We start from the raw sequence: 23,588 nt of genomic DNA, 5'->3' as shown, positions 1-23,588 counted from the left end.
TCATAATTCGTTATATTGTTTAAAATCCAATTTTTAAAAGTGTCACTTTATTAGAGAAGTGATAGAATGAAATTAAGGGAGCAACCGCTTACAATGGCTGAAAATTTTTCGCCAGCGGTCTTTAATTTCAAATTTCCATTTAGAAAGAAAGTCACTGTCCCTTTCAGGAAATTTTATATTTAATTATCAATGATACTAAAAAATACTATCATAATCGGATGGTTGATAACACAACATAAACAAATAAAAATAAAAAGGAGAATTTAAAAACCATGAGTAATTTATTACACGAATTAACAGATGAGGAAGTTAAAGTGTCGTTATCAAACGGGGGATCAACTTGTAGCACTTATGCTAACGCCATAGCAGGCTTAATGATTTCTTGCCAGATGAGTCATCTATTTGGCGGAGATAGTCAATGTTCTGAGTTGAGAACTATGCAGAATTGGTACAATGCGCATTGCTGATAAACAGTAAAGCACAAAGAAGAGTAGTTACGTAAAAAACAGTATTTTTTAGCAAGTTATCAACTGTCCGTATTTTTAGGGGGTTATCTATATGTATCCTACATTTTCTCTAATTATTATTTGTAGAAATGAAGAAAGAGTGATCAAACGATGCCTGAATGCAATATCAAAGGAATTGGGGATTGATGACGAAATAGTTGTTGTTGACACAGGTTCAACGGATAAAACGTTAAATATTATTTCAGAATTCGGTAATACTGTCCATCTTTACCATTTCAAATGGATTGATGATTTTGCTGCTGCAAGAAATTTTGGAATAAATAAAGCAACTAAAGATTGGATTTTTTTCATAGATTCAGATGAGGTGCTGCGGAAAAATGGTCTTGGTCACTTAAGAGAGTATATCAAAAAAGTAGAGGAACGGTCACTTTCTAGCGAAGAGATTGTTTTTTCTCCCAAAATAGTAAATACTAACGATACTATAGGTTATAATTCACCAAGTATTATGAAGAATAATGGGAACGTGATATTTGAAGGTTGTGTTCATGAATATCCCATTTTATTAACTGATAGCAAGAAAATGGTACGTTTAAAGTTACCAGATGTCATTTTAGATCATGATGGTTACGAAGAATCAGTGGTCGAGGATAAGGACAAGGCGAAGAGAAACACAAAACTTATCAAATCCATTCTTGACAAGGATCCAAACAATGCGCGCTATTATTATTTTTATTACCGCGACGCTCGTCCCTTCCTCACAGATCAGGAGTATGAAAAGGGAATGGAAGATTTTTTTGAAAAATTCCCAAATGATCCGTATGGCAGTAAAATTGCAAAAGATTTTGCACTTTATTGGATTCAAAAAGGTGAGAACGAGGAAGCGGAAAAGTATATCAGATTTCTTCTAAAAAACACCAGCTCAGAAAATAAAGAGGATCATTTTTCTGCCCTATTACTTACTGGAGTCAATGAAATAGGGAAAGTCAAAGTTAAGCAAAAAGAAATATTACAGCTCCTTATAGTTTCACAAGAGAATATGTTGAAAGATGAACAGTCCATTTTTGAAAAAGGTTATGAATTTGATGCGCTCATTGGTTATTTGTTTTTTCAGTTAGAAAATTATCAAGAAGCAAAAAAAATATACAAAAAATTATCCGAAAATAATTATCGGTCTCATCTTGACGAGATGTTTGACAAACTTAAGGAATCGGGAGTGGCGGATGAAGTATAAAGTTATTCCACAAATAGGTAAGGAAGACTGTGGTGCTGCATGTGTTGCAATGATTTTAGAGAATTACTTTTCTCGGAAAGCCTCTATTTATGAAATAAAGCCCTTGATTAAAAGCACCCCCTTAGGAACCTCTTTTTACGATTTAAAAAGAGGGATAAAGAAGTTGGGGATTCAAAGCAAAATTTTCCAGGCAGAGAAACAAAAAGAAGTTTTTGATGAAATGACTTATCCCAGCATTACTCAAATTAGTACAGAGGCGGGAATACATTTCGTCGTTATTTTTGAAAAGAGGCACGGTTCTCTTATTGTTGGAGATTCCAGCGGTAATAAAATTCATAAATCTTCCATAAAAAAGTTTATGAAAGATTGGATACCCTATATTTTAGAAGTTGATTTGTCTGAATCACGACTTACATTAGAAATTGAACAAGAAGTCAGGGCAATTAGTGTGCCCAGGATTCTTTGGCTTGTGAAATTACCATTGATTTTTTCATTTCTGTTATCTATTATCATTTATGCTGCTGGAATAGTAATCGCAAATCTTTATACACTTTACTTTAATTTTTTGATTCCGCAAAAACTGATAGGACTTGTTTTTGGACTTATGGTTGCCTATCTTATCATTAATCTCGTGAATACCATTCTCTCGTTTGTCAATAATTTTCTTTATAATTTTATGTGCAAAAAGATTGATGCAACAATCATTTCTGCTTACTTTCAAGGTTTACTCGGTAAGCCTAATATGGCAATAGAATCTTACGATGTTGGAGAGTTGCTGACAAATCTTTCGAATATCTTATTGATTAGGCAAAGATTTCTGACCTATTTACAAATGGTTCCTATAAATGTTCTGACAATGGGAGCGAGCTTCTTTCTTTTGTTTGAATCTGACAATTGGTTAGCAAGTTTTGTTTTAATTGTCGTTTTTGTTTTAGGATTTATCATTTATTTGTCTCAGGAACGTTACCAGAAATTAAGCAAAACTTTGATTAAAACAACACAGGAATTTAATGCGATGGTCATTAATATTTTCAAAAATATACGCATTATTAAACAATTTAGTCTTGAAAATGAATTTTCTGAAAGAGGTATAAAAAAGCTATCCGGATATATAAATACACGGACCAAACTGTTTAACTTCGATTCTGTGCAAAATCAACTGAAAACATTTGTTTTATCCTCTTTCAATATTGTTTTATTTTCTTCCGGAGTTTATCTTATTATCAAAGGCAGTTTATCCTCGGGAGTTTTATTAACTTTTAATTCAATATTGTCCTATGTGACTAATCCAATACTAAACATTGCAAATCTTCAATCAACTTTGGTCCAGGGAAAAGTCGCGCAAGGTAAAGTTTATAACATTTTAGAGTCGAAAATCAAATTTTTTGGTGACAAAGACCTTGATTTAACAAAAAAAGCAGTAAATATTTCTTTTGAGAATGTCGCTTTTGATTACGATTCAAAAGCAACAGTTTTTGAAAACCTTTCTTTGGAAATATCTGGAAGTAGTATTGCAGTGGCAGGTGCGAATGGTTCCGGAAAGTCTACTTTCGGAAAAATGTTATCGCGTTTATGCATTCCTGATAAAGGGCTTATAAAAATTAATGGAATAGATTTAATGGATCTTTCTGATAAAGCAATAACCCAAAATATTATTTATGTTGACGGACGTGAAGGTTTATTTTCATCAGATGTTTTAGATAATATAAAGTTGGGGAGAGAGATAGGTGACGCTCAGATATTTGAAACTTTAGATCAGTTAGGTGCAATGTCAATTTTTCCAAATTTGGATTTCGAGAATATTGATGATACACAGCTTAGTTTGGGACAAATGCAAATAATAAAAATTCTGCGTTCAACTTTAGTAAAAAAGAAAATTTACATTTTTGATGAAATAACAAATGGACTTGATTCAGACCTTAAATCGAGGATTATCAAGTATCTCCAAGGCTTAGAGGGGATGAAGATTTTTATTACACATGATAAAGATGTAACTAGATTGTGCGAACAAGAATTTGTTGTTCAAAATAAAGATATTACAGTGAGGAGTTTGAAATGAAAAAGGTTATTATTGGTTTAATTGCACTACTATTAGCCGGTGGAATATTTGCATACGTTTATCACGGAATGACAACAGAAAAAACTTATTACAGCTTTATCAATTTTTCTGATGTTCCAAAAACTGTAAAAAACAATGAAGAATCGATTATATTTATGGTACAAGACGGTTGTCCTCATTGTAAAGAAGCAGAGCCTATTGTGAATCAGTATGCAAAAAATCATAAAAATATTGTCCATTCAGTTGTAATCAACAAACAGAAAAACTTAGATGAAGGAATGAAAAAGTACAATATCAAAGGTACTCCCACTCTAATCTATTACAAAGACGGCAAAGAAATTTATCGGACAGACGGCGGTTTCACTTCGGATGCTTTTGATAAAGTCATAAAAAAGGTAGGCTTTGAATGAAGAAAAATAAAATAGCTTTTCTTTCTGCCATTGCTGTATTTCTTGTGTTTGCAATTGTCCTCATGGTTCTACTTGTGAACAACAACTCACAGAAAAAGAAAATTGAAAATCTTGAAAATGAAAAGCAGATTTTAGTTAGTAATACAACAACTTTTGCTTTGCTTAATTCGCTCACAGTTGATTCTTTTGAAAAAAGGGTTAATTCTGGAGATTCACTATTTGTCTATATAGGTAATTCAGAATGTCCAGACTGTTCTTTCTTCTCAAAGACTTTGGAACACGAGGTAAAAACTTTCCCACTTGCAGATTCCCTTTATTTTGTCGACGGAAGAACATTACATCAGAGTGAAAAGAAATGGCTGGCTTTCAAAGAAAAATATCATTTTAACCAGACACCTGCTTTCTTGTTATTTTCGAAAGGGAAAGAAGTGAGCATTATTCAATGGGATGAAAAAAACGGGCTTAGTGAAGAGGATTTCCATAACTGGTTAATTGAAAATAAACAACTAATTGAACAAATTGGTCAGTAATTTAATTTGGCGGTACAATTTTAGAAAGAAAAACAAACGGAGGAGAAATGAAATGACGAAGTACTATCTCAAAAACACCGGCAATTACGGCTTCACAGGTGCTTATAACATCAATGCTGAAGACAAAGGCATGAAAGCCGTTTACCTGGAAGAGCTTTTCACAGAGCTAAAAGACAGCGACGGAGAAAACCAGGAAATTTACCTATCAAAGTTTATGAAGCCCTATGAGAAAACAATCAAAGATAAATACCCCAAGGCTCATGTCGAAGTGGCTGATCAATTTGACGAAAACACGAAACTCCATGATTGGTTCCCGGGTACTCAGCCTTTCAGAGATGTGCTGAAAAAAGAGAAAAATAAGCGGTAAACAATTTCGTAAATTTGTAACTTTAGTATGTCAAAAATTTGAGTTTTGTCAAATTTTGTGTGAATTTTCGGAAATGCCCAACTGATAATGATTACAATTTGACCGTCAGTTTTTTTAGCAGAAACAATGTAAATTTTCGGCATTTTTTCTGCTTTAAATTTATAGAATATTAGAAAAAATGGTATAATAGAAGTGGCTGATAAGCCAGTCTTATCTATATTTTAAGAAGGGAAAAACACTATTATGATTCGTATCAATCTCGCTCAAGAACAAGAAGAAATGAAAGCTGTCCTTGCAGAACACGGCTACACTTTCGTCAAAAAAGAGGGCATTCGCCTGTATTTTGAAACGCCGAACGGCGATGATGAAAAAGCACAGAAAGAGGCGAAGCAGATTATCAAAGCAACGCCGCACGGTGCTGTGCTCTATTTCAATGTTGAGATCGTAAAATGAAAGCATGGGGCTGGGGATTCATAAGTCTTGCGGCTCTTCTTCTGGTAGTATTAGGTTTTAAGAGCTGGCAATTCATCCTGCTCGTTCTTATCATCGGTATCGTAATGATTGTACGTGGAAAGGAGACGCCAAAAGATGGAGATTCAAAAGACGATAAAAGCGTCAAATGATTTTGTGTTTGATTGTATGATAGAGTCGGCGCTGAGCGACATCAAGAAGCAGACGCACCGCAATCCTGGTGCGACAAATCTGAATGGTTTTGAGTACACAAAGACTTTTGCGCAAAATCGTCGCGGCCGTATCAAATATGATGAAGTCACACGACCATCTGTTTATGCTTTTTCAACTTTCACAAATCGTGCGAGTTTTCATACCCGTTGGGATTTAACGGCTGTGGACGCTGAAACGACGCGTGTTAAAATTACTGAAAGTCAGGAGTCAAACGGCTTTTTCCAGAGATTGAATGACATGGCTGTGGGCTTTTTGCTCGGACGGACGAAGAAAAAACAGATGATTGCGGTTCTGAACGAAATGGAGCGGCTTTACGCTTCAAAAGAAAGAAAATAAATGGAACATAAAAAACTAAAAGATTTCCCTGCAGATTTTCTTTGGGGAAGCGCTTCCGCCGCCTATCAGATTGAGGGCGCACCGTTTGAAGACGGCAAAAAAGCCAGCGTCTGGGACAATTTTGTCCGCATTCCGGGCAAAACCTTCAAAGGCACAAACGGCGACATCGCGGTCGACCACTATCACCGCTACAAAGAAGACGTTCAGCTCATGAAAGCACAAGGCTTGAAGTCTTACCGCTTTTCCATAGCCTGGACGCGGATTCTGCCGGATGGTCGCGGAGAAGTCAATCAGGCTGGCCTGAAATTCTATGAAGACCTGGTAGATGACCTGATTGCCAACGGCATTGAGCCGATTATCACAATCTATCACTGGGATTTGCCGCAGGCCCTGCAGGACTTGTACGGCGGCTGGGAGTCGCGTGAAATCATCGCAGACTTTGTGAATTACGCGGAGGTCTTGTTCAACGCATTCAAAGGAAAAGTCAAGTACTGGGTGTCGCTGAACGAGCAGAACGTCTTTACCAACCAGGGCTGGGCCATTGCCACGCATCCGCCCGGAAAGACAGACCTGAAGCTCTTCTACCAGGTCAACCACATTGCCAACCTGGCAAACGCAGCAGTCATCAACAAATTCCACGACATGAAAATGCCGGGGCAGATTGGCCCGTCATTTGCCTACACGCCGCAATATCCTGAGGATTCGAATCCGATGAACGTGCTGGCAGCCGAAAACGCCGAAGAAATGCAGGCAAATTTCTGGATGGATGTTTACCTCTACGGCGAATATCCGATTGCGGCCATGTCTTACCTGCGGGAAAACGGCTTAGCGCCTGAGTTCGCTGACGGAGACGCTTCGCTGCTGAAGTCAGCACATCCGGACTTCCTAGGTATTAATTATTACCAAAGTGCCACAGACGCATGGAATCCAGTAGAAGGCGGCGTCGGCGCCGCCGAATTCAACACCAGCGGCAAAAAAGGCACCACCAAAGAGTCAGGAGTGCCTGGTCTCTACAAAAAGATTCCAAATCCATTCATTGACCGGACCAACTGGGACTGGGAAATTGACCCAGAAGGCCTGCGCATTGCCCTGCGCCGGATTACCAGCCGCTACCGCATTCCGGTCATGATTACCGAAAACGGACTCGGCGAGTACGACAAGGTCGAGAACGGCGAAATCCACGACGATTACCGGATTAAGTATCTGGAAAGCCATGTCAAAGCCATCAAAGAAGCAATCAGCGACGGCTGCCAGGTCATCGGCTACCACACATGGAGCTTCACAGACCTGCTGAGCTGGCTCAACGGCTACCAGAAACGCTACGGCTTCGTCTACGTCGACCAGGACGAGACCATGGAAGGCTCGCTGAAACGCACGCCGAAAGACAGCTATTACTGGTACCAGAAAGTCATTGCAAGCAATGGTCAGGAACTTTAAAACATTACAAATTCATTCTAACTCATTTTCATTTTATTTTGAAAATGAGTTTTATTTTTATATGAATAAATAAAATTTTCTAAAAACATGACAGTTTGTCTCGCAAAAATGAGAATGAAATGCTTAAAAATCGTGGTCTTATCATAAAGCGCTCAAAGAAAAAGGACAAATTACTTGACACGATGTCACGATTTCACCACTTGTAGGGATAATCACAAAGTGCTAGGATATGAATGATAAGTGAAAAGCGCCAGTTCATCCGAGATTTTCGAACTTATCCGTATGTATAAAGAGGAAAATGATGAAGCGAACTTTATTGAATATCCCGATACTACTAGGGTTAGTTGTAATTGACCTCATAACCCCAAATGTAGAGCGGGCTTTTACCAGAGGCGGTCATTCTTTATCTCCTTTACAAATTGTGATTGTTGCTGTCGTGTCCGTCTTGTCAATCGCTTACTTTGTGTATTGGGGGAAAACGCAGAAGTACGCCGAATGGTCGTTCAAAAACTTCTGGAAGAACAAAGGCAAAATTATTCTGGGCTTATTATCCGTCTACGCAGCTTTAATCGTCGTCGGGATAATAATGGCGGGATTAAAATTAGAGCATACCGTGTCTGCCAATCAGCAAACGCTCAATGGCCTTGTAAAACTGGAGCCGTTTCTGCTGATATGGTTTACAACAGCGATTGCCGCTCCGATCATGGAAGAGACAATTTTCCGGCTCGGTATTTTTAAACTGCTCTTTCCTGATAAAGACAAAATTGCACTGGTTGTCTCGGCGATTCTGTTTGCAGGCGCTCATATGACCACAGAAATCACTAATTTTACAGCCTGGCTGCCTTACCTCGCCGCAGGCCTTATTTTAGGCTTTCTCTACTACAAAACGAAGAAAATTGAGGTCACTGTGTCTGTTCATGTTCTGTGGAATACCCTTTCGATGATTTTTTCAGCATTATTAATGAGATGAGCGGAATGTAATGCAGGAGGATAATCAGAGGCCTATTAACAAATTATTAAAAAAGTTGTATAATTATTTTATACATAAATTTTACGCCGGCAGTTAAATCTGCCAGCTAGAAAGAGGGAAAAATGAAAAAATCAGCTCAGTTAGGACAAAAAGAAATTATGGACAATATTCATGAACTTGTCCAGGGAACAGACATTTCTGCAGAGGAAAGAGAAATTCTGCAGAAAGCGCTAACTGCAATTGAGAAAGGCGGAGGTTTTGAATCACACATGGTTGATTTGCGCAACTGGCTGCTGCCGCTCGTGGTAGGAAAGAAAATAACGCCGAAAACATTAGAGTTTTATAAAAAGTTGCGGGCGGATAGAAAAATCGGCATAGGACAAGGAGATTCATTGTTGACTGGGCTAGCTCAAGAACCGTTTTGTTAAGGAAAGCTCTGAAAACTCAGATTTTGAATTACTGTGATTGCCGGACTTTCGTCTGATTTTCTTTTAATTGATGTTATAGTATAATCTAGCTATGGAAAACAAAGTTTTAGTGGTGGTCGGGCCGACAGCCGTTGGAAAAACAGCCCTCGGCGTAAAGCTGGCACATGAATTCGACGGGGAAATCATCTCCGGCGATTCTCAGCAGGTTTACCGCGGACTTGACATTGGGACAGCCAAAGTTACGCCGCTTGAGATGGAGGGGGTAACGCACCATCTCATCGACATACGTGAGATAACAGAAAATTTTTCGGCGCATGATTTCGTCACTGCCGCAAACACCGCTATCACAGACATCACAGCGCGCGGTAAGCTTCCCATCATCGTCGGCGGCACCGGCCTCTATATTCAGGCGCTGATTGAGGGCTATCATTTAGGGGGCGAGGAAAATCACCAGCAAATGCAGCGTCTCCGTGAAACACTCGAAACCCTCACTAACGACGAGCTTCAGAGCCGTCTGAAGCAGCCCCTGCCGGAATTCAACCGCCGTCGAGCGATTCGCGCTCTAGAGCTAGAGACTTATGGTTCTGGGGAAAACAAGCCCACTGGCGATGAGTTCTGCCTCATCGGACTCACAACCAGCAGAGAACAGCTTTATGAGCGCATTAATTTGCGAGCAGAGAAGATGATTGATGCTGGCCTATTGACAGAAGCGGAGCTTCTGTACAAAAATTACCGAAGTGTCCAAGCCGCCAAGGCCATCGGCTACAAGGAGTTTTTTCCCTACTTTGCGGGTGATATCACGCTGGAAGAGGCAGTTGAGAGGCTCAAGCAGGATTCCAGACATTATGCAAAGCGTCAATTAACCTGGTTCCGCAACCGGATGAAAGTCGATTTTATTGACATCTTTTCGCCGAATTTCCCAGAAAATGCTATAATGATTGCAAAAGAATTTCTTAAAATTTCTTAATTGAAAAACAGACATTACCTGAGTAAAGCTGTTTTAATGAGGTACAATGATAGAAAAGACTGATTATATTGCACTGGCTCTTAAATACGGCGGTTATATGGAGACAGACCGGAACTTTCTGGAGAATCGCCTGGCAGCCATGACCGTAGAGCAGAAGTTAGAGTTGCTGCTGCCGGCACCGTCGGTGATTAACGCTTATTTTAGCGAGCTTTATCAAAAGCGTAATCCCAAAGAAGCAACCGATTATTTCTTCGGCATGTCCCAAGCTTTCGGCATGTATTTTGACAAGCCCAAATTCGGCGTAGAAGGTAAAAAAGGCTACGAGCTTTTTCGCTTCATTCGTTTAAATATCGACGGGAAAGCCTACGGCTACTGCTATACAAATAATTCAGAAGAGAGCATCGTTTTCTCTGAATTGCCGGAGAAATTCGACCAGAAATTCATGCTCAACATGGCGCGCATCTTCCCGCAATACGTCATTTTTGAGGTCAATCGCCAGATTCACATGAAACCGAAGAAATTTGAACGCTTTACGAATCAGCGCGATTTGACCCAATTGACATCGGCCGCAGAAAATACGACCTACATTAAATTTTACGGATATAACATTGATGAACTGATAGAAGAGGCAGAAAAAAGCTTCAGCTCAGAGACACTAATGCAGTATGACCCGTCACTTAAACAGTTCATTATATATCAAAATAAAGGCTCAGTTCTTTAGTTCAAAAAATGGGGATTGAAACAGGCAAATAAATTTCAAAGGAGATTTTTATGGCACCGCTTATTACACTTCTGGTTGTACTTCTGATTATCTTTATCGTTGTTATAGCCAGCATTTCATCACTTTTCTTCGTGGTGAAGCAGCAGACAGTGGCCGTTATCGAGCGTTTCGGAAAATTTCAGTCACTCGCCAATCCAGGTTTTCACATCAAAGCACCGTGGGGAATTGACCGCATTGCAGCGCGTATCCAGCTGCGTATGATTCAGGCAGATATGGTTGTTGAGACAAAGTCGAACGACAACGTCTTCGTGACAATGAACATTTCCACTCAGTACCGCGTCAACGAGCAGAACATCATGGATGCCTACTACAAACTGATGAATCCTGCCGAGCAGATTAAGGCCTACATCGAAGATTCACTGCGCTCAGCCGTACCAAAACTCTCGCTCGATGACCTCTTCGAGAAAAAGGACGAAATCGCCCTTGAAGTACAAAAACAAGTTGCCGAAGAAATGGCCACCTACGGCTACGTTATCGTCAAGACGCTGATTACCCGTGTCGAGCCGGACGCCGAAGTCAAGCAGTCTATGAATGAAATCAACGCCGCTCAGCGTAAGCAGGACGCCGCTCAAATGCTGGCCAATGCCAGCAAGATTCAAGTCGTCACAGCCGCCGAAGCCGAGGCCGAAAAAGACCGTCTGCACGGTGTTGGTTTAGCCGAGCAGCGTAAAGCCATCGTTGATGGACTGGCCCAGCAGATCAACGAAATGAAGTCGACAGGTGTCGGCCTCTCAGAAGAGTCAATTATGTCTATTCTGCTGATTAACCAGTATCTGGACACGCTGAACCAATTCGCGGGCAAAGGCAATTCTACATTGTTCCTGCCGGCTGGTGCTGAAGGAATCGAGGACCTGCGGACACAGATGTTAACAGCGCTGAAAGCTGCAAAAACTAATTAGTGACTAATTAGGAACGAATCAACGTGTAAAACGACAAGAGAAAATCCAACTTGAATTTCGGCTGGATTTTTTCGTCGTCTTACATCATCTTGTCTATTTATTCTGAGCCTACAATCTGCCCTGCCTCAACCGTAAATATCTTCAAATCCTCAGGCAGATTTTTCAAATGGTCAAGTGTCGTTGTCGTCAGGAAAGTCTGCGTTTTCCCGATGGAAGTCTCCAGAAGATTGAGCTGGCGCTCATTGTCAAGCTCGCTCATGACATCATCAAGCAGCAGAATCGGATACTCGCCGGTTTCAGCCTGAATCAGCTCAATTTCAGCCAGTTTCATTGAGAGGGTGACGGTGCGCTGCTGGCCCTGACTGCCGAAGCTGGCGGCGTTGATGTTATTGACGAGAAACTGCAGGTCGTCGCGGTGAGGGCCAATTGTGGTCTGGCGGCGGGCGATATCTTTCTGGCGCACGGCTTTTAATTCGGCCGCAAAATCTTCCTTGACGGACTTAACATACAAAATGTCCAAATTCTCAGTTTGATGCGTGAGCTGCAGATGAATCGCAGCCGCTGTCTTTGCCAGATTTTCGACAAATTTTGTCCTTGCGTCCATAACTTTACAGCCGAAGTTGACAAGCTGTTCATCCATAACATCAAGAAAAACAGGGTCAATTTTCTGGCTGAATTCTTTGAGATAGGCGTTCCGTTCACGCAGGGCACGGTTGTAGCGCATAGAGTCATAAAGATAAATGGCCTTGATTTGTCCAAGTTCCATGTCGATGAAGCGGCGGCGCTTGGCAGGTGCACCTTTGACCAGTTCAAGGTCTTCAGGGGCAAACATGACGACATTCAGCTGGCCAATGTAGTCCGCGATACGTTTCTCCGGAAGATGATTGACCTTAGCTCTACGCCCGTGTTTGTCCAGCTGGATTTCCAGCGGAATCTTACTGCCGCGCTTTTCGATTTCACCGCTGACACGCATTCCTTCGCTTCCCCATCTGATGAGCTCGGAATCGTGACTGGTTCTGTGACTGCGAGTGAGCGCCAAAAAATAAATGCTCTCTAGAATGTTGGTTTTACCCTGAGCATTTTGTCCGAGAAATATATTCAGATTCGGATGAAAATTCAGCATGAGATTTTCATAGTTTCTGAAATTTTTCAGTTGTATCTTATTGAGTTTCATTTGTGGAAGGGCGATTTCGGTTTTTTAGGCTGGCTCTGTTTTACTGAATTTAACTGTTCTCTGATTTTGAAATTTTTCTCGAGCTGCTTGATTTCTGCACGTTCGGCCAATTCTTCGGCGTCGGCCTGCTCAAATTTCACGGTAAGTTCGTACCCTGGCAACTCTAAACGGTCTCCTGCGTAGATTTTCTTGCCGCGGCGATTTTCAGCCTCACCGTTATAAAAAATCTCCCCGGCATTTTCCGCCAGAAAAAGCTTGGCCTGACCGCCGGTTTCAATGAGCCCGAGCTCCTTCAGCGCCTGCCCTAAGGTAATGTAGTCGTCATAAATTGTAATGGTTTCCATGGGAATGGAATCGGCCGATGCCAAGTCAATATTTCTCATAAGATGATTGTAGCAAAAAAGTCGTGAAATATGCTAAAATAGAGGCTATGATAGACGCTAAGACGAAAACTGTAAAATTAGCGGAAGGCGTGAATCTGCACCTCCTGCCGAGTGAGAAATTTAAAACTATTCACATGATGGTGCGCTTTCGCGAGCCGCTTTCACGGGAAACGCTGGCCGAGAGGGCATTGCTGTCAAATCTTTTGACGCTGGCGGACGCGAAGTATCCGAATCCTAAGGATTTTCAGGCGGCGCTGTCCATGAATTTCGGGATGCGCCTGGGCGCGGGCGTGACTTCAAAAGGACGACAGCACAATCTGACTTTCGGCGTGAATGTGGTCGAGCCGCGATTTGTCGGCGAAGATACGCTGAAAATCGGCTTAGAGCTGCTGCACGACGCGATTTTTGAGCCGCTGCTGGCTGACGGAAAATTCGAGCCGCAGCTTTTCGAGTTGGTCAAAACCAACGGCCTGCACGATTTGGAGTCGCTGAAAGATGATAATGCCTATGTGGCGGCCGTCAAGCTAGAGGAGCTGTTCTATGCGGATGAAAATATGTCAACGCCGTCTCACGGGACAGTTGAACTGTTTAAAAAAGTAGATGCTGTGCGGCTTTATGACTATTATTTGACCATGCTGGCGACGAATTCAGTGGATATTTTCGTGTTGGGGGATGTCGCAGAAGCAGAGCTTATCAGGGATTTTGAAAGCTGGAAATTTGCCGACCGGCCGGCACTGGATGAAAATAAGATTTTTTACAGTCAGGCAGTAACTGACGAAAAAGTTAGTATTGAAAGCAAGGAGGCCTACCAGTCACAGCTTATCATGGCCTGGTCAATGCCGATTCAATACGGCGACAGCGATTATGCGGCGCTGCAGGTCTTTAACGGGCTTTACGGCAGTCAGCCGAATTCCAAGCTCTTCAGTGTTGTCCGCGAGCAGGAAAGTCTGGCTTACGGGATTGGCTCACGTTTTGACAGCTTTACCGGCATGATGACCGTGACGGCCGGCGTGGATGCAGAAAATCTGGAGCATGTGCGCAATCTGACCTTGTCTCTGCTTGAAGAGATGAAAAGTGGCGATTTCAGCGCGGCAGACCTGGCACAAACCAAGGCACTCTTAAGAAACGGCTACATCGCAGGACAAGACAGTGCTGCGTCTCAGCTGGAGCTGGCCTTTGTCTCAAATATACTGCCCGAGCGCACGAAGTCGGCTGAAGACTGGCTGGCCAGCTTGGAAGCGGTCAGTGCTGAAGATGTTCAGCGGGTGGCGCAGAAACTGATTCTGCAGGCGACATACATGCTGAAAGCTCAGCTTGAGGAGGCTGAAGTCAATGAATAAATCTTGTGGAGAAAAAATCGGAGCTGGCAAATGATTGAAAAATATTATGAACATATCGATGAAACTTTGTTTACGGACAAGCTGTCCAATGGTCTGACGGTTTATTATCTGCCAAAACCAGGCAGGAGCAAGACCTACGGCATTTTCCGGACAAATTTCGGCTCTTTGGACATTTCTTTTGACGGCAAAACTTATCCGGCCGGCATTGCCCATTTTCTGGAGCATAAGCTTTTCGAGAAAGAAGAGGGCGATGTGATGCTGAAGTTCGGTGCGCTGGGTGCCCAGACGAACGCCTTTACAAGTTTTAGCCGGACGGCCTATCTTTTCATGGGCTCTGAAAATATTCCTGAAAATGTTGAATTACTGCTGAATTTTGTTCAAGAGCCGTACTTTACGGAGGCTTCTGTCCATAAAGAGCAGGGCATCATCACGCAGGAAATCCAGATGTATCAGGATGACCCGGACTGGAAGCTCTACGCGGGTCTGCTGGCCTCACTCTATCCGAATTCGCCGCTGGCCCAGGACATTGCGGGAACGCCGGAATCAATCGCCGAGATTACGCCGGAGATGCTCTATGAGAATTACCGGACCTTCTATCAGCCCTCCAATATGTCCCTATTTTTGACAGGGCCATTCGATGTCAATGAAATTTCTGCGCTGGTGCGTGAAAATCAGGCGGACAAGGAATTTTCGTCCGTGAAAATAGAGCGTGCGCCGCTGGCTTTTGAGCCTGCTGTTCCATTTTCAGAAATTTCCATGGAAGTTTCTGATACCAAACTCGGACTGGGCTTGCGCGGCAATAATGCGGTTGAAGATGAAGAAGCACTGGAATATCGCATCTCAATGCTGATTTTCTTCGCTATGATTTTCGGCCGGACAGGGGAATTTTTCGAAGAAGCCTACAAAAGCGGCCTACTTGATGACAGTTTCAACTATGAATTTGAGTACAGTCCGCAGTTTCAATGTCTGCTCATCACTCTTGACACAAAAAATCCTGAAAAGCTGTCGAAAATCTTGCAAGAACAATTGAAAAAGTATAAAATGAGAAGTGACACAAACTTGGCCCATTTTGAGCTGCTTCGCCGTCAAATGCTCGGAAACTACATTGAGTCACTGAACTCTTTAGAGCATATTGCCAATGAATTCGTGGCAATGCCTGCAGATTCAAGCAAAACTTTATTTGATGTTTTGGACGTCTTGTCAACTATCACTTTTGAAAAGACGCTGAAATTTGCAGAAAAGTTCCTGAAAGACGCTGAAACTTCAATATTTATTATTCGGCCAAAAAATTAAGACAGAATCGGCAATTTTGTCTGAGAATTTATCGGTGTTCAGAGAGCTTTACCAGCTTTTGCCAGGTAAAACTCAGACGCACACCGAAAGGTATTAAAAGACAAAGGAGGGAAAATGGTACAAAAAGCTATTGGTACATTGCTCAAAGAGCGACGAACCAAGCTGGACTGGAGCCTGGACAAGGCAGAAAAACAGACTTCAATCAAAAAAATTTATATCAGCGCGCTTGAAACAGACAATTACAGCGTTTTTCCCGGTCCTTTCTACGTACGCGCCTATCTTAAGCAGTATGCCCAGCGTCTGGAGCTCGATGTCGATGCGATTCTTGATGCGTTTGACAAAGGCATTCCAGTCGAAGTCGAAGGTCCTTTTGAAGACACGGGTAACTACCGCTTCATCCGCCCGGACGAGCGCGAGCTCCTTCCCAGCGAGGAGGATGAGCAGCCGCAGAACTGGTTTCAGCGCTACCTGCCGGTTATCTTGTTATCATCATTTGCAATTATTATTCTAATCGCGGTCACTGCCATTGTTTTAATCAATTTCCCGAAAGAGGCAAAGGTTCTACCTGAAAATTACAGCATGTCGCAAAGCTCTACCAGCTCGAGCTCCAGTCCCGCGACAGGCATCAGCCATTCCGCCGACGGTGCCAGCATCCAAGTCAAATCCGGCAAAAATCCGCTTGTCTTAACCTTTAGGCTCAATGGCGGCTTATCAGCCGCGACAGTCAATGTTTCAGGCACTGTGAGTCAGACAGCCAGTCTAACGGCTGCGGCGCCGAGTGCAACCATCACACTGGAAGAAAATGTGACCACAACGACTTTAACGCTTAGTGATTACAGGTCTCTCAGCATTCTGATTAACGAGCAGCCCCTCAGCCTCGCGGATGTTCCCAATCCGCCGAACACGCTTACTTTGGAAATAACTTACTAAATGAAAAAAGAAAAATTACCAAATCAGTTAACGATGATTCGAATCTTCATGATTCCGGTTTTCGTGATTCTCTTCTATCTCCCGCAGGGCAGCAGTTTTCAGGGAATTCTGTCTCACGGCCATAGCTCTGTCATTTGGGTCATCGCAGCCATTGTTTTCGCTCTGGCCTCCTTTACGGACTGGCTTGACGGACACTTGGCGCGCAAATGGCATGTGGTCAGCAACTTCGGCAAATTCGCCGACCCGCTGGCGGACAAAATGCTGAATATGGTGGCCTTTGTCGTCCTGGTGGCGGTGAATATCGTGCCCATCTGGGCGGTGGCAATCATTGTCTGCCGTGAACTGGCAGTGACGGGTCTGCGTTTGCTTCTAGTCGAGCAGGGCGGCGTTGTCATGGCAGCTGCGATGCCTGGAAAAATTAAGACAGCGACGCAGATGACCTCGGTGATTTTCCTTTTTCTGGGAAATCCCTTCTACATCGGGACTGTTCTCTTTTACATCTGTGTTTTCTTTACAATATATTCAGGCTATGACTACTTTGCAAAGAATATGTCAGTGTTTAAAAATCCAGACTGACGATAATGTTTCCCGCAGTGCTTACATTCTAACCGGTAACCACTGTCAAATCAGTTAATAGAATCGCCAGCGGCGATTTTAAATATAGAAGCAGGAATTTATGAAATTACAAAAACCCAAAGGCACACAGGATATTTTCGGAAAAAATGCAGAGCTGATGACGCAGATTAATGCGCTGGCTGCGGCAACTTTTGAGAATTATAATTTTAAGCAGATTGAAACGCCGGTTTTTGAGGACTATGAGCTTTTCAGCCGCTCCTCCGGCGAGACTTCGGATATTGTCACGAAGGAAATGTATGATTTTCAGGATAAGGGCGGCCGTCATATTGCGCTGCGCCCTGAGGGAACGGCTTCGGTTGTTCGGGCTTATCTGGAAAATAAGTTTTTTGCGCCCGAAATCCAAAAGCCGGTGAAACTCTGGTACTCTGGCCCGATGTTCCGTTATGAGCGTCCGCAGTCCGGGCGTTTGCGCGAGTTTCATCAAATCGGCGTGGAAGTTTTCGGCGCAAAAAATCCGGCAATTGATGCGGAGACAATTATCATGGCGGCCGATTTCTTTAACACACTAGGGCTCGCAAATTTGAAAATTCATCTGAATTCTATCGGCGACGGTGAATCCCGGGCGGCTTACCGCAAGGCGCTGGTTGATTATCTGGAGCCGTTTCGAGACCGGCTTTCGGCTGATTCTCAGCGTCGTCTGGACGAGAATCCTCTGCGCATTCTGGACAGCAAGGACAAAGAGGATAAGGTCTTCCTGGAAAAGGCACCGTCAGTGCTGGATTATCTGAATGAAAATTCGAAAAATCACTTTGATTCTGTCTGTGAGATTCTTGAGGCAGCAGATGTCGAGTATGTGATTGACAGTACGATGGTACGCGGGCTGGATTATTATACAGACACTGTTTTTGAAATCATGGCTGTGGCTGATGGACAGGAGATGGCAATCTGTGCAGGCGGGCGTTATGATAAGCTGGTTGAATATTTTGAGGGGCCAGATACGCCTGCCTTCGGTTTTGCACTGGGTGTTGAGCGCCTGCTTCTGATTCTGGACACGCAGGATGTTGACTTAGCGGCTGAGGCTGGTTTACATGCTTATGTGGCTGTGTTGGGCGATGGGGCGAATATTGAGGCGAGCAAGCTGGTTTCGTCGCTTCGGACGCAGGGCTATAGTGTCGACAGGGATTATCAGAACCGCAAACTGGCTGCACAGTACAAGTCGGCCGATGCTTATGGGGCGGATTTGATTATCACCCTAGGCGAAAATGAAGTGCTGAAAAGGGTTGCAAAGGTCAAGAATTCGCAAAATCGTGAGGAGCATGAGTATCCTTTGGCCGAGCTTTACTCAGACTTTGCCTCGATTTACGAGGCGCTGGTTATGGGCGAATAAAAATGAATAGAAATTCGGAGATTATTTTATGAAAAGAACATGTTATGCTGGCCAAGTCAAGCTGAGTCAGGTCGGACAGGAAATTACGCTGAAGGGCTGGGTCGACCGTCGCCGCGACCTCGGCGGCCTGATTTTTGCGGATTTGCGTGACCGTGAAGGGATTATGCAGATTGTTTTTAATCCGCGTCAGGTTTCGGAGGAAGTAATGGCGCAGGCCGAGAAGCTTCGGGCCGAGTTTGTGATTGAGGTGACAGGAACTGTTGTCAAGCGTGACCAGGTCAACGAAAAGCTGGCAACTGGTGAAGTCGAGCTGCACGTGTCAGAATTGACTGTTCTCGCTGCTTCGCAGACGCCGCCATTTGAAATAAAGGACGGCAATGAAGTCTCGGATGAATTGCGCATGCGCTACCGCTACCTTGATTTGCGCCGTCCGGACATGTTGTCGAATCTTCGTCTGCGCCATCATGTCACGCACGAAATCCGCAATTACATGGATGAATCCGGCTTTATTGACGTTGAGACGCCTATGCTGGCGAAGTCGACGCCGGAGGGGGCGCGTGACTATCTGGTGCCGTCCCGTGTCAATAATGGGCATTTCTACGCTCTGCCGCAAAGTCCGCAGATTACCAAGCAGCTTCTGATGGGCGCTGGTTTTGACCGTTATTATCAGATTGTCAAATGTTTCCGCGATGAGGATTTGCGCGGCGACCGTCAGCCGGAGTTCACGCAGGTCGACCTTGAGACCAGTTTTCTGGATGAAGATGAGATTCTGGAGCTTACCGAAGGACTTTTAGCACATGTGATGAAAAAGGTAATGGGTGTAGAATTGTCCTTGCCTCTGCCGCATATGACTTGGGCGCATGCGATGAATTTTTACGGCTCAGACAAGCCGGATACACGCTTTGAGATGCTTCTGACTGATTTGACCGAGGACCTGCATGGCTTGGACTTCAAAGTCTTCAGCGAAGCTGAAGCGGTCAAGGCAATTGTGGCTAAGAATCTGGCGGATAAATATTCTCGAAAAGACATTGATAAGCTGACAGAGCTGGTCAAGCAGAACGGCGCGCATGGTCTGGCCTGGGTCAAAGTCGAAAAGGGCGAATTGTCCGGCTCTGTGGCGAAGTTCCTGACTTTGTCGGATTTGGCAAAGCTGGACCTTGCTGACAATGACCTGGTCTTCTTCGTGGCGGATAAGCTGGATGTTGCCAACAATGCTCTAGGTGCGCTGCGCCTGCATATTGGACGGACGCAGGGCTTGATTGACCAGAGCAAGTTTAATTTCCTCTGGGTTGTGGACTGGCCGCTCTTTGAATGGTCAGACGAGGAAAACCGTTATATGTCAGCGCATCATCCATTTACGCTGCCGACGGAAGAAACGGTTGAATTTTTGACGGCAGATGGAAGCCGTCAGGATTCTGATTTGAGAAAAGTGCATGCGCATGCTTATGATATTGTTTTGAACGGCTATGAGCTGGGCGGCGGCTCGCTTCGTATTCACACGCGCGAGCTGCAGGAGAAGATGTTTACGGCGCTTGGATTCAGCAAGGAATCGGCTGAGGAGCAGTTCGGCTTCTTGATGGAAGCTTTTGACTTCGGATTTCCGCCGCATGGTGGTCTGGCGATGGGCCTTGACCGTTTTGTCATGCTGCTGGCCGGTAAGGACAACATCCGCGAGGTCATTGCCTTTCCGAAGAACAAGCGCGCGGTTGACCCGCTGACGCAGGCACCGAGTCCTGTGGCGGACAAGCAGCTTGATGAGCTTCATATTGAAGTGAAGACAGATTGATTTAATTTGTACAGATTTTGGCGGCGCTGTATGATGTAATGTGTTGTGCAGTGCGTTTACTCCTAAGAATTGGGCAAACTGATTTCTACAAAACATGAAAAATAAATTTCTAAATTCTGCTGATTTTGACCTTTCACGCTTTATTGACAGAACTTCAGCAGCTGTGGTTTACGGGATTGTATCGGCGATTGCACTGAATTTTTTCCTGCAGCCTGGTGATGTTTACTCCAGCGGCGTGACGGGTATTTCACAGATTGTTTATACTCTTCTGGTACGCGGTTTCGGCTCAGAGCCAATTCCGATTTCGCTGATTATCTGGCTTTTGAATTTGCCTCTCCTGATTTTGGCTTGGCTTATGCTGGGTAAAAAGTTTACACTTTACACCTTTATGTCAATTAGTCTGAGCTCGGTCTTTATTCAGCTGATTCCGAAAATGACGCTCACCACAGACCCGACGATTAATGCGATTTTCGGCGGTGTGCTGATGGGGCTTGGAGTGGGCTATGTCCTGCGAAACGGTATTTCCAGCGGCGGAACCGACATTGTCAGTTTGATTGTCAAGAAGAGAACGGGGATGACGGTCGGTTTTCTGAGTACGATTGTCAATGGTGTGATTATCATTACAGCAGGGGCGCTCTTTGGCTGGCCGCACATGTTTTATTCGCTTATTTATGTTTTTGTTAACGGCCGTCTTGTGGATGCAGTTTTCAATCGTCAGAAGAAGATGCAGGTGACGATTGTGACGAAGTATCCTGATGATGTACGTGACGCTATTTTTAATCATTTAAGCCGCGGTGTGACTTTTATCCGCGGTGCCGAGGGAGGCTACACGCATTCCCGTGAAACAGTGATGCTGACCGTGGTGACGAATTCTGAATATGCGGAATTCAAAGAGGCCATGAGAGAATCAGACCCGCAGGCGTTTGTGACGCTTGCTCAAAACATCCGAGTGCTCGGAAATTTCGACGAAGAAAAAAATACTGAATGAAAAATTTTATTTTAAAACATTTTGTGAATCTGCTCTGGATTACGCTGGGGACGGGGATTTATTCTTTTGGCTTTGTAAAGCTGAACATGGCGAATCACCTGGCCGAGGGCGGCGTTTCTGGTATTAGCCTGATTGCGCATTTTCTGGCTGGCATCAATCCGTCAATTACGACGCTGGTGCTCAATGTGCCGCTTTTAATCATCGGCTATCGCTTTTTAGGGCGCCGTTTATTTACTTTTACAGTCTACGGCATCGCGGTTCTGGCAATCTGGATTTGGCTCTGGCAGCTTGTGCCTTTTCAAATCAAAGTGGACGGCGATTTCCTGATTGCGGCTCTGCTGGCCGGTATTTTTTCCGGCATTGGTCTGGGACTTGTTTTCAGAAACGGCGGGACAACGGGCGGAACAGATATTATTGCCCGGCTGATTCAGGATAGGAATGGTGTGCCTTTGGGGCGGACAATGATGATTGCGGATTCCTTTGTCTTGGCGGCTTCGCTGAGTTATGTTGACTTAAAGCACATGATGTACACTTTGATTTGCAGCTTTGTGGCCAGCCAGGTGCTGGAATTAGTGCAGTCAGGCGGCTACACTGTGCGCGGCATGCTGATTGTGACACGCTTTCCGGAAGAACTGGCGAAAAAAATTCAGACAGATATGGGACGCGGTGTGACTTTTCTGAACGGTCAGGGCGGCTTTTCCCGTGAGGATATGAAAGTGATTTATGTCGTACTGAACCCGCGCGAAATTCAGGAGACCAAGCTGATGATTCAAAAGATTGATGACAAGGCCTTCACAACGATTATCAACGTGCACGAGGTAATGGGCGACTTTGTGCACTCAAACAGCCGCTATCGGGTGTGACAGCAGCTGGAGCGGCCCCTGCAATAAGAAAGGCTAGAGGTACTCTAAAATCATGGACATTTTACAAAATCAGAACAATGGTTCAAAAGTATTTGAAAAGTTAGGCGTTGAGCTTCCGCCGGAAAATTTGAAGCTGAAAAAGGTTGAATCTCCAGCAGTTTCAGAGAATAATCTGCGCCTGAAGAAGCCGCCTGTGGATTTGCCGGCTGAGGCTAAGATTGAGAAGAGACCAAAGGATAAAATAAAAAAGAAAAAGTAAAATAAAAAGAGCAGCCGTTAAATCTGCTCTTTTATAAAATCGTCAAAAATTTGATTGACTTGTTCAGGATTTTCCGCCTGATTGACTGCCACTTTAATCTTAGCGGCGCCTTTGGCGCCCTTTAAGTAGTAACTGGCCTGAGAGCGAAATTCGAGCGTCGCCAGGTGCTCGCCGTGGAGCTTGACGAGCCGCTCCAGATGAAGCTTCGCGGTTTCCAGCTTTTCTGTGAGCGGCGGCTCTGGAAGAAGTTCACCGCTTTCAAAATAGTGTGCTGTACGCCGGAGCATCCAGGGATTGCCCAGGGCAGCACGCCCAATCATGACGGCCGTAACGCCGGTCTCATCAATCATGCGTTTCGCATCTTCGGGCGTTTTTACGTCGCCGTTGCCGATGACGGGAATTTTCACAGCGTCTGTGAGTTTGGCCAGCCAGTGCCAGTTTTCCTGCGCACTGCCTTTGTAGGCCTGAGCCTTGGTGCGTGTGTGCATGGCGACAGCTGCGCCGCCCGCCGCCTCAATGGCTTTGGCGTTCTCGACAGCATAGAGGTGGTCAGCGTCCCAGCCGATGCGGATTTTCACGCTTAAAGGAATGGAGATGGCCTGGCTGACGGCGGAAACGACGCGATAAACCTTGTCCGGGTCAAGCAGTAAACGGCTGCCGGCCTCATTTTTCGTGACTTTCGGCACAGGACAGCCCATGTTAATGTCAATGATGTCAGCCGTTGTGTTGGCTTCAACAAATTTGGCCGCTTCAATCAGCGTGTCGGCTTCGCCGCCGAAAATCTGAATGCTGAGCGGATGCGGTACGCCTTCGAAATCAAGCATGTCGAGGGTTTTTTTATTACGAAATTCGATGCCTTTGTCAGAAATCATTTCTGAGACAACAAGACCAGCGCCGAATTCTTTCGCGGTGGTAAGAAAAGCTTTATTCGTAATCCCTGCCATCGGCGCGAGCACAATGCGGTTGGGAATCTCGACACTGCCGATTTTGTAGCTGCCGGTGTATTCTGTATTGCGAGTCATAAAAAATATTTTAGCATTTTC

General features: G+C 44.2%; 26 protein-coding genes. 23 read left to right on the top strand and 3 right to left on the bottom strand.

Features of this window, described 5'->3' with window-relative positions; all coding sequences use genetic code 11:
- Positions 1-558: 558 nt before the first annotated feature.
- From ACYQ2E_RS01265 to ACYQ2E_RS01200, 14 genes are all read left to right on the top strand, one after another.
- Positions 559-1,698: a glycosyltransferase gene (locus tag ACYQ2E_RS01265; protein WP_460016231.1), complete on the top strand. Its 1,140-nt coding sequence runs from the start codon at positions 559-561 to the stop codon at positions 1,696-1,698.
- On the top strand, positions 1,688-3,757 hold the full coding sequence (locus ACYQ2E_RS01260; protein WP_460016230.1) for a cysteine peptidase family C39 domain-containing protein: 2,070 nt from the start codon (positions 1,688-1,690) through the stop codon (positions 3,755-3,757). Before ACYQ2E_RS01265 ends, ACYQ2E_RS01260 begins: the two co-directional genes overlap by 11 nt.
- On the top strand, positions 3,754-4,167 hold the full coding sequence (locus tag ACYQ2E_RS01255) for a thioredoxin family protein (protein WP_460016229.1): 414 nt from the start codon (positions 3,754-3,756) through the stop codon (positions 4,165-4,167). Before ACYQ2E_RS01260 ends, ACYQ2E_RS01255 begins: the two co-directional genes overlap by 4 nt.
- On the top strand, positions 4,164-4,697 hold the full coding sequence (locus ACYQ2E_RS01250; protein ID WP_460016228.1) for a DUF6568 family protein: 534 nt from the start codon (positions 4,164-4,166) through the stop codon (positions 4,695-4,697). Before ACYQ2E_RS01255 ends, ACYQ2E_RS01250 begins: the two co-directional genes overlap by 4 nt.
- Positions 4,698-4,749: 52 nt before the next feature.
- Positions 4,750-5,064, top strand: coding sequence for a hypothetical protein (locus tag ACYQ2E_RS01245; RefSeq protein ID WP_460016227.1), 315 nt, complete (start codon positions 4,750-4,752; stop codon positions 5,062-5,064).
- 243 nt (positions 5,065-5,307) lie between these two features.
- Positions 5,308-5,517 (top strand): hypothetical protein, encoded by a 210-nt coding sequence (locus ACYQ2E_RS01240; protein WP_460016226.1) that lies wholly within the window; start codon positions 5,308-5,310, stop codon positions 5,515-5,517.
- Entirely contained in the window at positions 5,514-5,687 is a 174-nt protein-coding gene (locus ACYQ2E_RS01235) for a hypothetical protein (protein WP_460016225.1), read from the top strand. The genes ACYQ2E_RS01240 and ACYQ2E_RS01235 overlap by 4 nt, the downstream gene beginning before the upstream one ends.
- On the top strand, positions 5,653-6,084 hold the full coding sequence (locus ACYQ2E_RS01230) for a DUF3284 domain-containing protein (RefSeq protein ID WP_460016224.1): 432 nt from the start codon (positions 5,653-5,655) through the stop codon (positions 6,082-6,084). The genes ACYQ2E_RS01235 and ACYQ2E_RS01230 overlap by 35 nt, the downstream gene beginning before the upstream one ends.
- Positions 6,085-7,521 (top strand): glycoside hydrolase family 1 protein, encoded by a 1,437-nt coding sequence (locus ACYQ2E_RS01225; RefSeq protein ID WP_460016223.1) that lies wholly within the window; start codon positions 6,085-6,087, stop codon positions 7,519-7,521.
- Between the two features lie 298 nt (positions 7,522-7,819).
- Entirely contained in the window at positions 7,820-8,491 is a 672-nt protein-coding gene (locus ACYQ2E_RS01220; protein ID WP_460016222.1) for a CPBP family intramembrane glutamic endopeptidase, read from the top strand.
- Positions 8,492-8,613: 122 nt separating this feature from the next.
- A complete protein-coding gene (locus ACYQ2E_RS01215; RefSeq protein ID WP_460016221.1) occupies positions 8,614-8,919 on the top strand; it encodes a bacteriocin immunity protein in 306 nt (101 codons plus the stop codon).
- Positions 8,920-9,010: 91 nt separating this feature from the next.
- Positions 9,011-9,886 carry a tRNA (adenosine(37)-N6)-dimethylallyltransferase MiaA gene (gene miaA, locus ACYQ2E_RS01210; protein WP_460016220.1) on the top strand — a complete coding sequence of 292 codons (876 nt, stop codon included), beginning with the start codon at positions 9,011-9,013 and terminating at the stop codon, positions 9,884-9,886.
- A 46-nt stretch (positions 9,887-9,932) separates the two neighbouring features.
- A complete protein-coding gene (locus ACYQ2E_RS01205; protein WP_460016219.1) occupies positions 9,933-10,607 on the top strand; it encodes a hypothetical protein in 675 nt (224 codons plus the stop codon).
- Between the two features lie 50 nt (positions 10,608-10,657).
- Complete coding sequence (locus tag ACYQ2E_RS01200; protein ID WP_460016218.1) at positions 10,658-11,566, top strand: SPFH domain-containing protein; 909 nt, start codon at positions 10,658-10,660, stop codon at positions 11,564-11,566.
- Between the two features lie 97 nt (positions 11,567-11,663).
- On the opposite strand, the gene recF is transcribed toward ACYQ2E_RS01200, so the two are convergent.
- Both recF and yaaA read right to left on the bottom strand, forming a co-directional pair.
- Positions 11,664-12,740 (bottom strand): DNA replication/repair protein RecF, encoded by a 1,077-nt coding sequence (gene recF / locus ACYQ2E_RS01195; protein WP_460016217.1) that lies wholly within the window; start codon positions 12,738-12,740, stop codon positions 11,664-11,666.
- The gene (gene yaaA / locus ACYQ2E_RS01190; RefSeq protein WP_460016216.1) at positions 12,737-13,123 is read right to left on the bottom strand and encodes a S4 domain-containing protein YaaA; all 387 of its coding nucleotides are present in this window, start codon (positions 13,121-13,123) and stop codon (positions 12,737-12,739) included. The genes recF and yaaA overlap by 4 nt, the downstream gene beginning before the upstream one ends.
- Before the next feature lie 47 nt (positions 13,124-13,170).
- Between yaaA and yfmF the strand changes: the two genes are divergently transcribed.
- From yfmF to ACYQ2E_RS01145, 9 genes are all read left to right on the top strand, one after another.
- Positions 13,171-14,463 carry an EF-P 5-aminopentanol modification-associated protein YfmF gene (yfmF, locus tag ACYQ2E_RS01185; protein ID WP_460016215.1) on the top strand — a complete coding sequence of 431 codons (1,293 nt, stop codon included), beginning with the start codon at positions 13,171-13,173 and terminating at the stop codon, positions 14,461-14,463.
- Between the two features lie 30 nt (positions 14,464-14,493).
- Positions 14,494-15,756: an EF-P 5-aminopentanol modification-associated protein YfmH gene (yfmH, locus tag ACYQ2E_RS01180; RefSeq protein ID WP_460016214.1), complete on the top strand. Its 1,263-nt coding sequence runs from the start codon at positions 14,494-14,496 to the stop codon at positions 15,754-15,756.
- Between the two features lie 114 nt (positions 15,757-15,870).
- Positions 15,871-16,686: a helix-turn-helix domain-containing protein gene (locus ACYQ2E_RS01175; RefSeq protein WP_460016213.1), complete on the top strand. Its 816-nt coding sequence runs from the start codon at positions 15,871-15,873 to the stop codon at positions 16,684-16,686.
- A complete protein-coding gene (pgsA, locus tag ACYQ2E_RS01170) occupies positions 16,687-17,262 on the top strand; it encodes a CDP-diacylglycerol--glycerol-3-phosphate 3-phosphatidyltransferase (protein ID WP_460016212.1) in 576 nt (191 codons plus the stop codon).
- 100 nt (positions 17,263-17,362) lie between these two features.
- Positions 17,363-18,649, top strand: coding sequence for a histidine--tRNA ligase (gene hisS, locus ACYQ2E_RS01165; RefSeq protein WP_460016211.1), 1,287 nt, complete (start codon positions 17,363-17,365; stop codon positions 18,647-18,649).
- 28 nt (positions 18,650-18,677) lie between these two features.
- Positions 18,678-20,435: an aspartate--tRNA ligase gene (aspS, locus tag ACYQ2E_RS01160; protein WP_460016210.1), complete on the top strand. Its 1,758-nt coding sequence runs from the start codon at positions 18,678-18,680 to the stop codon at positions 20,433-20,435.
- Between the two features lie 94 nt (positions 20,436-20,529).
- Entirely contained in the window at positions 20,530-21,423 is an 894-nt protein-coding gene (locus tag ACYQ2E_RS01155; RefSeq protein WP_460016209.1) for a YitT family protein, read from the top strand.
- Entirely contained in the window at positions 21,420-22,286 is an 867-nt protein-coding gene (locus ACYQ2E_RS01150; protein ID WP_460016208.1) for a YitT family protein, read from the top strand. The genes ACYQ2E_RS01155 and ACYQ2E_RS01150 overlap by 4 nt, the downstream gene beginning before the upstream one ends.
- Positions 22,287-22,338: 52 nt before the next feature.
- Positions 22,339-22,545 carry a hypothetical protein gene (locus ACYQ2E_RS01145; RefSeq protein ID WP_460016207.1) on the top strand — a complete coding sequence of 69 codons (207 nt, stop codon included), beginning with the start codon at positions 22,339-22,341 and terminating at the stop codon, positions 22,543-22,545.
- Positions 22,546-22,562: 17 nt separating this feature from the next.
- On the opposite strand, the gene dusB is transcribed toward ACYQ2E_RS01145, so the two are convergent.
- The gene (dusB, locus tag ACYQ2E_RS01140) at positions 22,563-23,567 is read right to left on the bottom strand and encodes a tRNA dihydrouridine synthase DusB (protein WP_460016206.1); all 1,005 of its coding nucleotides are present in this window, start codon (positions 23,565-23,567) and stop codon (positions 22,563-22,565) included.
- Positions 23,568-23,588 lie beyond the last annotated feature (21 nt).

This window comes from Lactovum odontotermitis, from assembly GCF_054658595.1.
This window is presented reverse-complemented; position numbering and strand designations above follow the sequence as displayed.